The organism is Nocardioides anomalus (assembly GCF_011046535.1).
GTDB classification, from domain to species: Bacteria; Actinomycetota; Actinomycetes; order Propionibacteriales; family Nocardioidaceae; genus Nocardioides; species Nocardioides anomalus.
In genome coordinates this window covers 1,379,125-1,392,534 of sequence record NZ_CP049257.1, presented here as the reverse complement: position 1 = coordinate 1,392,534, position 13,410 = coordinate 1,379,125, and the positions used below count along the sequence as shown (strand labels likewise).

13 protein-coding genes are annotated in these 13,410 nt (G+C 75.8%); 6 read left to right on the top strand and 7 right to left on the bottom strand.

What is annotated here, in order from left to right:
* Positions 1 to 6: 6 nt before the first annotated feature.
* The 7 genes from G5V58_RS07125 to G5V58_RS07095 form a co-directional block, all read right to left on the bottom strand.
* Positions 7 to 483: a DUF3040 domain-containing protein gene (locus G5V58_RS07125; RefSeq protein WP_165230376.1), complete on the bottom strand. Its 477-nt coding sequence runs from the start codon at positions 481 to 483 to the stop codon at positions 7 to 9.
* 79 nt (positions 484 to 562) lie between these two features.
* Positions 563 to 1,888 carry a DNA polymerase IV gene (gene dinB / locus G5V58_RS07120; RefSeq protein ID WP_230487147.1) on the bottom strand — a complete coding sequence of 442 codons (1,326 nt, stop codon included), beginning with the start codon at positions 1,886 to 1,888 and terminating at the stop codon, positions 563 to 565.
* An 18-nt stretch (positions 1,889 to 1,906) separates the two neighbouring features.
* Positions 1,907 to 2,623 carry a methyltransferase domain-containing protein gene (locus G5V58_RS07115; protein WP_165230374.1) on the bottom strand — a complete coding sequence of 239 codons (717 nt, stop codon included), beginning with the start codon at positions 2,621 to 2,623 and terminating at the stop codon, positions 1,907 to 1,909.
* Positions 2,624 to 2,666: 43 nt separating this feature from the next.
* Positions 2,667 to 6,665 carry a DNA polymerase III subunit alpha gene (locus G5V58_RS07110; protein ID WP_165230372.1) on the bottom strand — a complete coding sequence of 1,333 codons (3,999 nt, stop codon included), beginning with the start codon at positions 6,663 to 6,665 and terminating at the stop codon, positions 2,667 to 2,669.
* Positions 6,666 to 6,721: 56 nt separating this feature from the next.
* Positions 6,722 to 7,207 carry an SAV_6107 family HEPN domain-containing protein gene (locus G5V58_RS07105; RefSeq protein ID WP_165230370.1) on the bottom strand — a complete coding sequence of 162 codons (486 nt, stop codon included), beginning with the start codon at positions 7,205 to 7,207 and terminating at the stop codon, positions 6,722 to 6,724.
* A 32-nt stretch (positions 7,208 to 7,239) separates the two neighbouring features.
* Positions 7,240 to 7,641, bottom strand: coding sequence for a DUF6504 family protein (locus G5V58_RS07100; protein ID WP_165230368.1), 402 nt, complete (start codon positions 7,639 to 7,641; stop codon positions 7,240 to 7,242).
* A 122-nt stretch (positions 7,642 to 7,763) separates the two neighbouring features.
* Positions 7,764 to 8,267 (bottom strand): hypothetical protein, encoded by a 504-nt coding sequence (locus G5V58_RS07095; protein WP_165230366.1) that lies wholly within the window; start codon positions 8,265 to 8,267, stop codon positions 7,764 to 7,766.
* A 25-nt stretch (positions 8,268 to 8,292) separates the two neighbouring features.
* On the opposite strand from G5V58_RS07095, the gene G5V58_RS07090 reads away from it, so the two are divergent.
* The 6 genes from G5V58_RS07090 to G5V58_RS07065 are packed head-to-tail and all read left to right on the top strand — an operon-like array spanning position 8,293 to position 13,401.
* Positions 8,293 to 8,787 carry a YbaK/EbsC family protein gene (locus G5V58_RS07090; RefSeq protein WP_165230364.1) on the top strand — a complete coding sequence of 165 codons (495 nt, stop codon included), beginning with the start codon at positions 8,293 to 8,295 and terminating at the stop codon, positions 8,785 to 8,787.
* Between the two features lie 45 nt (positions 8,788 to 8,832).
* Positions 8,833 to 9,321: a SigE family RNA polymerase sigma factor gene (locus tag G5V58_RS07085; RefSeq protein WP_165230362.1), complete on the top strand. Its 489-nt coding sequence runs from the start codon at positions 8,833 to 8,835 to the stop codon at positions 9,319 to 9,321.
* Positions 9,318 to 10,061: a hypothetical protein gene (locus G5V58_RS07080; protein WP_165230360.1), complete on the top strand. Its 744-nt coding sequence runs from the start codon at positions 9,318 to 9,320 to the stop codon at positions 10,059 to 10,061. The genes G5V58_RS07085 and G5V58_RS07080 overlap by 4 nt, the downstream gene beginning before the upstream one ends.
* 9 nt (positions 10,062 to 10,070) lie before the next feature.
* Positions 10,071 to 10,679: a DUF4126 domain-containing protein gene (locus G5V58_RS07075; RefSeq protein WP_165230357.1), complete on the top strand. Its 609-nt coding sequence runs from the start codon at positions 10,071 to 10,073 to the stop codon at positions 10,677 to 10,679.
* The gene (locus tag G5V58_RS07070; protein WP_165230355.1) at positions 10,676 to 12,106 is read left to right on the top strand and encodes a hypothetical protein; all 1,431 of its coding nucleotides are present in this window, start codon (positions 10,676 to 10,678) and stop codon (positions 12,104 to 12,106) included. Before G5V58_RS07075 ends, G5V58_RS07070 begins: the two co-directional genes overlap by 4 nt.
* Positions 12,103 to 13,401, top strand: a complete 1,299-nt coding sequence (locus G5V58_RS07065; protein WP_165230353.1) for a phytoene desaturase family protein — start codon at positions 12,103 to 12,105, stop codon at positions 13,399 to 13,401. The genes G5V58_RS07070 and G5V58_RS07065 overlap by 4 nt, the downstream gene beginning before the upstream one ends.
* Positions 13,402 to 13,410 lie beyond the last annotated feature (9 nt).

Below are 13,410 nucleotides of genomic sequence, written 5' to 3'. Positions count from 1 at the left end.
CTGAGCTCAGAAGCCGCCCTGCTCGCGGCGGCGGCGCCACCGCTCCTCCATGCGCTCCATGAAGGTGCCCGCGCTGCCGCGCCCGCCCCGGCGGGGGCGGCGCAGGCGCGAGGTGCGGCCGCCGTCGATGACCTGGAAGCCGCCGCGCGAGGGGTGGTGCAGGCGCGGGTCGTCCGAGCCGGGCGGCGGGGCCGCGGCGGTGTGCTGGCTGCGCATCGAGGTGAGCGCGACCGTGGCCGAGGCGAGCATGACCACGAAGCCGGCGATGCCGATGGTGAAGCCGACCTTGTGGTTGGCGATCATCACGCCGCCCATGAGGAGCGCGATGCCGAGCACGAACACCACGCCGGCGGCGATGGCGCGGCGGCGGGCCGAGCGGCGCAGCGACGTCCCGCGCAGGGTGGAGGCGAACTTCGGATCCTCTTCGACGAGGGCGCGCTCCATCTGCTCGAGCAGTCGCAGCTCCTCTTCGGAGAGTGGCACCGTTCCTCCCACAGGGGCCTGACGCGCGGGTGCGCGGCGGTGGATCAGAGCCAAGTGTAGGCAGGGGCTCCGCGCTTCACTAGGAGTGTTCCGAAGATTTAGTACCCACGGGTAGAGGCGCCTCACCTGTGGACCGCTCCGACCGCGCCCCGGGCGGCCCGGTGGAGGACGCCTCATCGCGTCCGGCGGCCCGGTCGAGCAGGCTCGCGGGCTGCACCGCGGCCCGCCCGAAGCGGCGGGTGGCACGGTCCACGGCGCGGTCGGCCTCGGACCAGCCGCGGTCGCGCTCGCCCAGGACGCCCTGCCGGTGCACCGAGCTGCGCGGCACCAGCCCCTCGACCCGCACGCCGACCAGCCGCAGCCGGGCGCGCTGCAGACCGAGGGCGTCGTAGAGGCGCACGGCGGCGCGGTAGATCTCCTGGGTCACGTCGGTCGCCTCGGGGATCGTGCGGGCGCGGGTGAGGGTCGTGAAGTCGGCGAACCGCACCGTGAGCGAGACCGTGCGGCCGGCGACGCCGGCCACCCGCATCCGCTCGGCCACCTTGGCGCTCAGGGTGAGGACCTCGCGCAGGATCACCTCGCGGTCGTCGATGTCGCGGCCGAAGGTCTCCTGGGCGCCCATGGACTTGTCGGGGTCGCCGCCGTACCCGAACACGCTCACCCGCCCCGGCGTGACCGCGCGGGTGTCGCGCCCCCAGGCCAGGTCGTGCAGCATCCGGCCGAGGCCCTCCCCCACGGCGCGCTGCAGGGTGCGCAGCGGGGTGTGCGCGACGTCGCCCACGGTGACCAGCCCGAGCCGGTGCAGCACAGCCTGGGTCTTCTCCCCGACGCCGTAGAGCTCGCCCACGTCGAGCGGGTGCAGGAAGGAGGTGATCTCCTGCGGCGGCACCACGACCACGCCGTCGGGCTTGGCCCGCCGGCTGGCCAGCTTGGCCACCGAGATCGAGGCGGCGACGCCGACCGAGCAGGTGATGCCCTGCTCGTCGTGGATCACCGCGCGCAGGTGCTCGGCGATCTCGATCGGCGTGCCGAGGCGTCGGGTGGAGCCGCGGACGTCGAGGAACGCCTCGTCCAGCGAGACCACCTCGACCTGCGGGGTGACCCGGCGGAAGTTCTCCACCACCGCCCGCGACACCGTCCCGAACAGCTCGTGGTCGGCCGGCACCCGGACCGCGTCGGGGCACAGCCGGCGCGCCCGGGTCGAGGGCATGCCGGAGCGGACGCCGTACGCGCGAGCGTGGTAGTTGGCCGACAGGATCACGCCGCGGTAGCCGCCGCCCACGATGACCGGGACGTCGCGCAGCTCGGGCCTGTCGCGGGTGGCCACCGAGGCGTAGAAGGCGTCCATGTCCACGTGCAGGATCGGGGTGGTGACGGCATCGCCCGTGGCCGGGGACGCGCTCACCGCGCGCCCCGGGCGGGGTCAGCGGGTGGCGAGGACGTGCAGCTGGGTGGCCAGCGGGAGGTACTCCGCTCGCTCGGCCACGGCCCGCTCGAGGTCGAGCAGTGCGGCGGTCGTGCCGGGCTCGAGCTCGAGGAGCGCTCCGGGGACCAGGTCGGCGAAGACCCGGACGCCGTGCACGGTGCCGACCCGGAACCCGGCCCCGACCAGCAGGGCGGTCGCCTCGTCGGCGGTGAACCGGCGGCCGGTGCGGCCGGTCGCGCCCTGGTCGTCGAGGAGGGCGAGGGCCTGGCCGAGGTGACCCGCCATGGCGCGGGCGATGACGGCGGCGTGACGCTGGGCCACCAGCAGCGAGAGCCGGCCGCCGGGGCGCAGCGTGCCGGCCAGGGCGGCCAGGGCTGCGGCCGGGTCGTCGACGACCTCGAGGACGCCGTGGCACAGGGCCAGGTCGGCACTGGCCGGCTCGACCAGGTCGGCCAGCGAGCCGAGGTCGCCCTGGAGCCCGGCGACCTCGACGCCGACCTCGCGGGCCCGGCGGGCCAGCGCGGCGAGGGCGTCCGGGCTGGGGTCGACCACGGTGACCCGGTGGCCGCGCTGGGCGACCCGGACGGCGGAGACACCCGTGCCGCCGCCGATGTCGAGCACGTCGAGGGTCGGGCCGTCGAGCACCTCGGCGAGGTCGTCCCAGACCACGACGGTGCGGGCGCTGTCGCGGCGTTCGCTGGCGGTCCCGGGCATGCCGCCCAGCCTAGGGCGCACCCGTCGACGCGCCTCGGCGCCGTCACCCCGGGCTCCCGGGACTGCGGTGCCACAGCTTGCGGGCGACCTCGCGGGTGTCCTCGCCGGCCGGCTTGACGTCGGCGTACGGCGAGAGCGCGAAGCCGCTCGAGTGCATGAGCACCCGGCGCCGCGCCATGCCACCTGCGGTGTGCTGGCCGGTCCCGGCCTCCGCCTCGGGGTCGCCGGGTCCCGAGCCTCTCGAAGGGGAGGTCGGCGGCTTGGCCACGACGGGCCGCGACGACCGGGACTGCGCCGCGCCCGCGGCGGCCAGCTCGACACCGACGGCGCCGAAGCCCTCGGGCACGACGGCCAGCCGCTCGCGGACCGCCTCGATGCCCTCGCGGCGCCAGAGCGCGGCGAGCACCGGCAGCTCCCAGCAGCCGGTGGCCCGCAGCGAGACGCCGCGGTAGCCGGTGCGGCGCAGCACGCCGCGCACCACCAGCAGCCAGGAGTGGAAGACGGTGGCGGCGTAGGGACCCTGCGCGTCCTCGAAGAACGTGGCGTCGACCGGGCCGGTGGCGTCGTCGAGGGTGAGGAACACGACGCGCCGCCCGGAGCGGATCGGTGGGGTCTGGGTGGCGACCTTGACCCCGGCGACGAGCAGCTCGGAGCCGCTGCGCTCGCGGAGCAGGCCGGCGCTGCGCACCACGCCCAGCTCATCGAGGAAGGCGGCGTAGGAGTCGACGACGTGCCGGCTCGCGTCGAGGCCGAGGATCTCCAGCTCGGCCTTCATCCGCTCCTCGGGCGTCAGCTCCGGCAGCCCCGACACCTCGCCCTCGGCCGGCTCGTCACCAAGGTCGAGGGTGAGCTGGACCGAGTCCACGGGCGGCGGCGCCGGCGTGGCGCGCGACTGCGCGGCGGCGCGCGCCCACACGCCGGCGTCGCCGAGCGGGTGCCGCTCCAGCTCGGGCACGCTGTCGCGCACCCGGTGGTCGGAGCTGTTGCGGGCCGCGGCGTCGTCGGCCTTGGCCCGGGCCACCGAGCCCTCCCGGCTGCCCGACGCCGACGGCGTGCGCGCACGACCCAGGCCTCGGCTGCGCCCGGCGCGCTCGACGGCCCGGGCGTGCCGGTCGAGCCCGGCCACCTGGAGCAGCAGGTCGCGGCGGGTCACCCGGTTGCGCCGCGAGACCCCCTCGGCACCGAGGTCGATGCCGTAGACCGCGTCGAAGCCGCCGGCCAGCACCAGCCGCTCCACCACCGGGCGCGAGACGCGGGCGCGCTGCCAGAAGTCGGTGAGCGAGTGGTAGGGCCGGGCGGCCACGATCCGCTCCACCTCGCCCTCGCTGATGCCCTTGACCTCGGCCAGGGCGAGCCGGATGCCGTCGCGGCGCTGCGCCCCGGCGCCCGCGCGGACGTCGGGCGCGACGCGCTCGACGACGTACTCCTTCTCGCTGCTGTTGACGTCGAGGCCGAGGATGACGATGCCGAGCTGGCGGGCGTCGTCGAGGATCAGCCGCTTGGGGTACATCCCCGGGTCGTGGGTGAGCACGCCGGCCAGGAAGTGCGCCGGCCAGTGGGTCTTGAGCCAGGCGGACTGGAACGTCGGCAGCGCGAAGGCCGCGGCGTGGGCCTTGCAGAACCCGAACGAGGCGAAGGCCTTGAGCACCTCCCAGATCCGGGTGACCACGCTCAGCGGGTAGCCCCGGGCCAGCGCGCGCGGGAAGAACCAGACCTTGGTCTCGGCCATCCCCTCGACGTCGCCCAGGGCCCGCCGCCGCTCGTCGGCCTCCGCCAAGGTGGTGCCGGTGAGCTGGGCGATGATCTCGATGACCTGCTCGTGGAAGACGACCACGCCGTAGGTGCCGCGCAGGATCGGGCGCAGGTCCTCGTGGAGGTGCGTCGGGGCGCGCCACTGCTGCTTGCCCTCGAGGTAGGGCGTGACCATGTCGCTCTTGACCGGGCCGGGGCGGAACAGCGAGATGTCGGTGATGACGTCCTCGAAGCAGTCGAGACCGGACTTGCCCACGAGCTCGCGCTGGCCCGGAGACTCGATCTGGAAGACGCCCAGGGTCTTGGCCGAGGAGATGAGCTCGTAGGTGGCCGGGTCGTCGAGCGGGACCTGCTCCTGGTCGTCGAGGTCGACCTCGAGGCCGTCGGTGCGGCGGATCTCCACCACCGCGTGGGCCATCGCGGACTGCATGCGGATGCCGAGCACGTCGAGCTTGAGCAGCCCGAGGTCCTCGACGTCGTCCTTGTCGAACTGGCTCATCGGGAAGCCCGCGAAGCTGGCCTCGACCGGCGTCCGGTCCAGCAGGGTGGCGTCGGACAGCAGCACCCCGCACGGGTGGACCGCGACGTGGCGGGGCAGCCCGTCGAGCCGCTCGACGAGCTGGAAGACCAGGTCGAGCCGGGCGTCGTCGAGCCCGCTCGCCCGCAGCTCGGGCAGCTCGCGCAGCGCGATCCGGGCGTCGCGGGCCCGGATGTGCGGGAAGGCCTTGGCGATGACGTCCACCTCGGCCGGCGGCATGCCGAGCGCCGCGCCCACGTCGCGCACGGCGTGCCGGACGCGGTAGGTGTCCATCATGGAGACGCACACGCACCGCTCGCCGCCGTAGCGGTCGAGGATCCGCTCGTAGACCTCCAGCCGGCGCGCGGACTCCACGTCGACGTCGATGTCGGGCAGCGCCTCGCGCAGCGGCGAGAGGAACCGCTCCATGAGCAGGCCGTGCCGGACCGGGTCGACGCCGGAGACCCCGAGCAGGTAGTTGACCAGGCTGCCGGCGCCGGAGCCGCGCGCGGCGCACCGCACCCCCAGGTCGCGGATGAGGTCGGTGACGTCGCCGACGGTCAGGAAGTACGACGCGTAGCCGAGCCCGCGGATCAGCTGCAGCTCGTCGTCGAGCCGCTTCCAGACCACGGCCTTGGGGCCCGAGCCGTAGCGGTCGCCGATCGCGCCCTCGCAGCGGGCGCGGAGCATGGCGTCGGCGTCGGTGCCGGCACCCGACAGCGCGAACTCGGGGAAGTGCACCTCCCCCAGCCCGAGGTCGGCGCGCGGGTCGAGGGCGCAGCGGTCGGCCACCGCCCGGGTGTGGGCGAGCAGCCGCTGCGCCTCGCGCCCCGGGTCGGCGGCGAGCCCGGACTGGCGCGCGACCTCCTCGGCGATCTCGGCCATCTGCTTGCCGGACTTGAGGAACCCCTCGGCGTTGCCGCGGTCGACGTGGCGCCGGTCGAGGGCGACCAGCCGGCGGGCGGCGTCGAGGACGTCGACCGTCGGGGCGTCGCGCCGGTCGGCGTAGCGGACCGCGTTGCTCAGCACCGTGCCGAGCCCGGCGTCGCGGGCCACGCGCGCCATCCGGGCGGCGTGGGCGGTGGTGCCGGGCCCCCAGCCGTCGCGCGGGCTGCCGGGCAGGCGGTGCGAGACCAGCTCGACCTGGAGGTGGGTGCGCGGCACCAGGGCCCGCCAGGGCTCGAGCGCGGCCCGGGCCAGGTCGTCGCGCCGGCGGGTCGCCGCGCGGGCCAGCTCGGAGTGCGGTCCGAGCAGCACCACGAGGTGACCGGCGGCGACGTGCTCGCGCACCTCCGCGCCGAGATCGCCGCCGAGCCGGCCGTCGGCCAGGGCGCCGAGGTCGAGCACCGGGTCCCCGCGCTCGCCGGCCAGGTGGGTGGCCGAGACCAGCCGGCACAGAGCGGCCCAGCCCGCGCGACCGCCACCCCGGCCGTCGGCGCTGGCCAGGAAGGTCACCCGGGGCAGGCCACCCGGCGCGCTCGGCGCCGGGTCGCGCAGCGCCCCGCCGCGGACCGGCGTCCGCGGGCGCGGTCGCGGCGGACCCCACGGCTGGGTCGGGTGGTGGGCCAGCTCGACCCCGAGCACCGGCCGGATGCCCGCGGCGTAGCAGGCCCGGGCGAACTTCACCGCGCCGTAGGTCCCGTCGCGGTCGGTGAGGGCGAGGGTGTCCATCTCGTGCTCGACGGCCCGCTCGACCAGCGTGTGCGGGTGGGAGGCGCCGTAGCGCAGGGAGTAGCCCGAGGCGACGTGCAGGTGCACGAACGGGTCGGACATGCGGGGTGCGTCCTCCTCGTGGTGGTGGGTCCAGGTCGTCTCCGCTCAGCGCGCCGTCAGCCGACGCGGCGGTCGCGCAGCGCGGTGACGGTGCCGCCCGTCCCGGGCGCGGCGATCGGCGGCACGAGGTAGGGAAGCGTGGGCGCGTGCGCCGCCAGCCCGAGCGACTGCTCGACCACGGCCAGGAACCGGTCGGCGTCGCGGACCAGGTCGTCGGCCTCGCGGTCGGTCACCGCCCGGCGGGAGCCGGCCTCGGCAGCGGCCCGCTTGCCGGCGCCGGCGGCGAAGAACCCCGCCCACTCGGACAGCTCGGGCGCCACCTCGGCGAGCAGGACCCAGGCGTTCTTCTGCGGCTTGCGCCGGGTCGGCGCCACCGGTCGGGCCTTCGCGGCCAGCAGCGCGGCGGCGGCCCGGAGTGCGGAGACGTGCGCGCAGGCGTAGCGGGTCGTCGCCTCGGTCGCACCCACCGCCTCGCTCAGCGACTCGGCGCTGCGGGCCAGGTAGGAGTGGGTGGTGGCGGGCAGGACGTGGGGGTTCTCCATGGTCGTGCGTCCTCTCGGCTCGGGGCGGGTCTCTAGTCGGTGCAGCCGACGAGGGTCCAGCGCCCGTCGGTCCAGTCGAAGGACAGGTCGAAGACCCCGCCGCCGTCGGGCTCGCCCTCGGGCGTGGTCCGGCCGCGGCCGGCCTCGACGCGCCACAGCTCGCGCTCGGCCAGCAGGTCGCCCAGCGGGACCGGGACGCGCGCCGTGCGCTCGTCGGTCGCGCCGCCGTCCGCGCCCCGGGCGGCCTGCGCGCCGGCGGAGTGCCACCACGGCCCGGTCTCGACCCAGTGGGCCAGGACGGCGCGCACCTTCCACAGCCGGCCGTGCCAGAGGAACTGCTGCGGCCCCTCGCTCGCGCCCTGCGCGCCCAGGCCGCGGGCGTCGTCGTCGAGCGGGCCCTGCCGCACCTCGACCGGGTCGGCGTAGCGCCTCATGCGGGTCCCCTCTCGACGGTCTGTTCGAACACGTGTTCGAACAACTCGAACGGTACCCCACCGCACGGACAGCACGTCAACCCCGGATCCACAGGGTGGGTCCGGGGTCGGAGGGGGCCGGCTCAGGCCCGGGCGCGGTCCTCGCCGGGGGCGTTCCAGGAGCCGCGCAGGTAGGCGGCGGTGTCCTGGTGCCACAGGAAGAAGACCGCCACCGCCTCGATCGGGAAGGAGGCGATCGACAGCACCATGAAGGTCAGCGGGGCCCCGGTCCGGAGCCCGGCGATGGTGCCGACGGCGAGGAAGAACAGCGTGACGGTGAGCGCCACCCGCGCCCAGGGGTAGCCCTTGCGCAGGAACTCGGTCAGCACCCAGATGAGCATGGCCACCACCACGAACAGCACGATCGCCACCGGCACGAACGCCGGGACGTGCACGTCGCCGTTCTTGACCGCGTCCAGGCCCTGGGTGTCGAGGACCCGGCGCAGGTCGCGGCGGCCCTCGGCCCAGGACCGGATCAGCTGGTCGTGGAGCACCACGATGAGCACCGTGACGAGGAGCCCGAGCGCGACGATCGCGTAGAGGAGCCGCACCGCCCACGTCACCGAGGCTGGCTGCTGCGCGCTCACCGCTCCCCTTCCTAGGCTGTGGCCCGTGACCGAGCCCACCGAGCCAGTCTCCACCGAGCACCCGTCCATCACCCGGTTCCGCGAGGCGCACGCGCGGCTCGGCGGGACGGGCGAGGTCGTCATTCTGCCCGACTCCGTCCACACGGCCGCACTGGCCGCCGAGGCGCTGGGCTGCGAGGTCGGCGCGATCGCCAACAGCCTGCTCTTCGACGCCGACGGCTCCCCGGTGCTGATCCTGACCTCGGGCGCGCACCGCGTGGACACCGAGGCGACCGCGCGGCGGGTCGGCGTACCGGCCCTCACGAGGGCCAAGCCGGAGTTCGTGCGCGAGCACACCGGGCAGGTCATCGGGGGCGTCTCGCCCCTCGCCCACCCCGCCCCGGTACCGACGTGGCTCGACGTCCAGCTCCAGCAGTACGACGTGGTGTGGGCCGCCGCCGGGCACCCGGCGGCGGTGTTCAGCACGACCTACGACGAGCTCGCGCGGATGACCGGCGCCGAGACCATCGAGGTCGACTGACCCCGTGACAACCTGACGCGCGGCCCACGACGTACAAGCAGTGTGGTGCGACGCGACCGCCGTGAGCGGGAGTTCACGGAGTTCTACGCCGGCACGGCGACCGCGCTGCGCCGCACGGCCTACGTCGTGGTGCGCGACTGGCACGTCGCGGAGGACCTGACCCAGCAGGCCTTCGCCAAGCTGTACGTCGCGTGGCCGCGCGTGCGGGAGGAGACCCGGCTGGCCTACGCGCGCCGGGTCGTGGTCAACGAGTGCCTCTCGCACCTGCGCCGGCACCGCCCCGAGACGCCGACCGAGGACCTGCCGGACCGCGCCGCGCCCGTCCCGGACGGACCCGACCTCGGCGCCGCCCTCGCCGCGCTGCCCGACCGCCAGCGCGCCGTCGTCGCCCTGCGCTTCCTCGACGACCTGCCCGTCGCCGAGGTCGGCCGCCTGCTCGGGATCAGCGACGGCACCGTCAAGAGCCAGACCGCCCGCGCCCTCGCCACGCTGCGCGAGCGGCTGCCCGAGCTCGACCTCCAGGAGACCCGATGAACCAGCTCGCCACCCTGCTCCGCGAGGACGTCGCGGCCACCGAGCCCCCGCACGGCCTGGACGCCCGGGTGCCCGTCGCCCTCGGTCGTCGACGGCTGCGCGCCCGACGCCTCGTCGCGGGCGCTGCCGCGGCCGCGGTCGTGGCGGTCGCGGCCGCCGCCGTCCCGCTCGCCCTCGGGGACGAGCCGGTGGCGCAGCCGAGCTCGACACAGGGCGGCTGGGCGGCCCACGTACGGGCGGAGCTCGAGCCCGCGGCAGGTCCGCTGCCCGTGGCCAGCACGCGCCGCCAGGGCGACGCGACCCTCTTGGGTCTGGGACCGTCCGAGGGCGGCTGGCACTTCTTCACCGTCGAGCTGCGGCGCGGCGACACGCTGACCGATCCGGCGGCGTACTGCCGGGACCGGATGGCGCTCGGCTACGTCTCCTGCACGCCCACGACGGGCGCCGACGGCCGGCCGGCCGTCGTCCAGGAGCTCGCCGTGGTCAACACCGGCGCCGTGCAGACCCAACGGGTCGGGCGCAGCTGGGATCTCACCTTCGCGCGCGTGCCGGTGTCCGAGCTGGACGAGGTGAACCCCGACGAGCGGGTGTTCCGCCGCCAGGTCATCGCGACCACCCCGACCGGCACGGTCACCGTCACCGAGCAGCTCGCCGCGACGAGCCCCGAGAAGGCAGGCTTCCGGGTGCCGGTGGAGGACCTGCTCGCCGCGGCCGTCGAGCCGGGGGTCGGCGCACCCTAGGCTCTCGGCGTGGAGTCGTTGCCCCTGGCGTTCTCGAGCGGCTGGGCCAGCGGCGTCAACGCCTACCTGGTGGTGCTGGTCCTCGGTGTCGCGGACCGGATCAGCGACCGCTCGGACATCCCCGACGTGCTGGCGCGGTGGGACGTGCTGGCCATCGCGGGGTTCCTGTACGCGATGGAGTTCGTGGCCGACAAGATCCCGTACGTCGACTCCACGTGGGACGTCGTCTCCACCGCGATCCGGCCCACGGCGGGTGCCGTCATCGGCGCGCTGCTGGCCGGGCAGGTGCCCGAGGACGCGCGGCTCGACCAGGTCGCGCTGGCCGCCGTCGGGGGCGGCACGGCGCTGGTCTCGCACCTGACCAAGACCGGGCTGCGGCTGGCCGTGAACACCTCGCCCGAGCCGGTCACCAACATCGGCGTCAGCCTCGCCGAGGACCTCGCCGTGCTCGGCGTGGTGGCGGTCGCGGTCCAGCACCCGCGGATCGCCGCGGCCGTCGCGGCCGTGCTGCTCGTGGCGGGCCTGCTGCTGCTGTTCCTGGCCATCCGGCTGGTCCGGCGCGGCTGGCGGCGTTGGCAGGCGCGGCGGGAGCGGCGCGCCGCGGGCACCGCCCGGTGACCGACCTGACCGACCTGACCGACCCGGACGTCCGGGCCGCGGTCGCCGACCGGCTCGGCGCCGAGCTGTGGGGCGGACGGCCGGTGGTGCTCGGGCCGTACGTGCTCGCCGGCGCCACGCCGTACGTCGGGTGGCTGCGCGGGCTGGGCTGCCCGGTCCTGGTGGTGGCCACGACGGGCGGCGCGGGCGAGGTCCCGGCCGACGACACGTGCGAGGTGCGGTGGCTGACGCCGCCCGCGACCGCGACGATGACCGACGAGCTGCGCCTGCACGACCACCTGGCCCACCACCTGCCGGCCGAGCTGAGGGCGGCCGTCGACGCGTTCGACCCCGATCGGCGCGGCGCGTGGTGGGCGACGCCGTTCGTCACCAGCGACGAGCCGATCGACGGCCGCCCGGTGACCGGCGGCCGGCCGGGGGCGTTCGTGGCGCTGGAGGACAAGATGCGGGCCGATGCGCTGTGGGAGGCGGCGGGGGTGACGGGCCCGGCGCACGAGCTGGTCGACCTGGCCGACGACGCCGCGCTGCGGGCGGCGGCCGAGGACCTGGCCGGGCCGCTCGGCACGGTGTGGTCCGGCGACGCGCGCGACGGCTTCAACGGCGGCGGCAACTACGTCCGGTGGGTGCGCGACGACGCCGACCGGGCCGAGGCGCTGGCGTGGTTCCGGCCGCGCTGCGACCGGGTGCGGATCGCGCCGTTCCTCGACGGCGTGCCGTGCTCGATCCACGGCTTCGTGCTGCCCGACGGGACCGCCGCCCTGCGGCCGGTGGAGATCGCGGTGCTGCGCGACCCGGGCACGCGGACCTTCCGCTACTGCGGTCTCGGCACGACGTGGGACCCGCCGGACGCGGACCGCGCGGAGATGCGAGCGGCGGTGCACCGGGTCGGCGCGCACCTGCAGCGGGTCCACGGCTACCGCGGCGCCTTCGGCATCGACGGGGTGCTGACCGCCGACGGCTTCCGCCCGACCGAGCTCAACAGCCGGATGTCGGCGGGCGCGTCCACGGTCGCAGAGCTGGACCGGCGCTTCTTCGCCTTCCTCCAGGCGGCCCTCCTCGCCGGGCACGACACGGGGCTGACGGTGGACGACGTCGAGGCGCTGGTGCCGGCGATGGACGCCCAGCGCTCCGGCAAGGTGGTGTGCGTGGGCGAGGGCGGCGTGGGCACGGCGGCGCAGAGCCACCCCCTGGCGTGGGACGGCACGGACTTCAGCAGATCGGAGGTGGACACCGGCAACGCGTTCTCGATCGGGGCGACCCCGAGCGGCTCCTACGCGCGCGTCGAGCCCTGTGCCGCGCTCCGACCGGGCGAGCGGCTGGCGCCGGTCACCGCCGCGCTGCTGCGCTACGTCGAGCGGACCTGCGGCGCGGGGACGGCGGTCGCGGGTGCCTTCGAGCCGGCGCCGGACGTGCGGGTCCCCGCGTGAGGGTCGTGGTCGTCGGCGGCGGCTTCGGCGGCCTGGCCTCGGCGGCGCGGCTGGCCAAGCTCGGCCACGACGTCACCCTGCTCGAGCGGCTGGACACCCTCGGCGGGGCCGTGGGCACGGTCGAGGCCGACGGGTTCGCCTGGGACGCGGGCCCGACGTACACCCTGCTGCCGGCGGTGGTGCGCGACCTGTTCCGCAAGAGCGGGCGACCGCTGGAGCGCGAGCTGAACCTGGAGCCCCTGGACCTGGTGCGCGAGCACTGGTTCGCCGACGGCACGGTGCTCGGGCTGCCCGGGCACTCGCGGGCCGCGCAGCTGCGCGCGTTCGACGAGCTCGGCGACGGTCTCGGCCAGCGGTGGGTGGACTACGTCGATGCGTTCACCGAGGACTGGGAGGTGCTGCGGCGCGCGTACTTCGAGAACCCGTGGGACCCGACCGACCTGCCCCGGGAGGTGGCCGCTCGCCTCGACAGCCGCGAGGTGCTGGCCCGGCGGCTGAAGCGGACGTTCAAGGACGAGCGCGTGCGGGCCGTCGCCGCGCACCCGTTCGTGGCCGACGGGCACGACCCCCGCAACGTGCCCGCCTGGATGGGGCTGGTCGCCTACCTCGAGCAGCGGTTCGGCTCCTGGACCGTGCCGGGCGGCTTCGCCCGGCTCTCGACGGTGCTGGCCGACCGGATGGCCACCCGGCGCGTCACGGTCGCGCTCGGCACGGCGGCCACCGACATCGTGGTGCGCGAGGGCCGGGCGGTCGCGGTGGCCACCGACGCCGGCCCGGTCGACGCCGACGCCGTGGTCTGCGCGGTCGACCCGCGGATGCTGCCCGCCCTGGCGCCGTACGTCGAGCGGACGATGCCCGCCATGCCGCCGGTGGTCTGCCACGTGGGCGTCGAGGAGCCGGTGCCCGACCTCGCTCACGAGGTGGTGCTGCACGGCGACCCGTTGCTGGTCGTGCGCACGGGTGGGACGGCGCCCACCGGCGGCGCGGCGTACACCGTGCACGGCCGCGGCAAGATCGCCGAGGATCTCCTGCGCGCCCTGGCCCGTCAGGGCATCGACCTGCGGTCCCGGCTGGTGACGCGGGTGGACCGCACGCCGCGCGACCTGGTCGAGCAGTGGCAGAGCTCGCCGTACGGCGTGCTGTGGGAGGGCCGCGGCACGGTCCGCCGACGGCTCGGGCCGCGGACACCGGTCCCGGGCGTGTACGCCGCGGGCGCGCACGCCACGCCGGGCGCCGGCATCCCGTTCGCCGGGCTGTCCGCGGCGCTGGTGGCCCAGGCCATCGGCCCGGCCTAGGCCGACGGC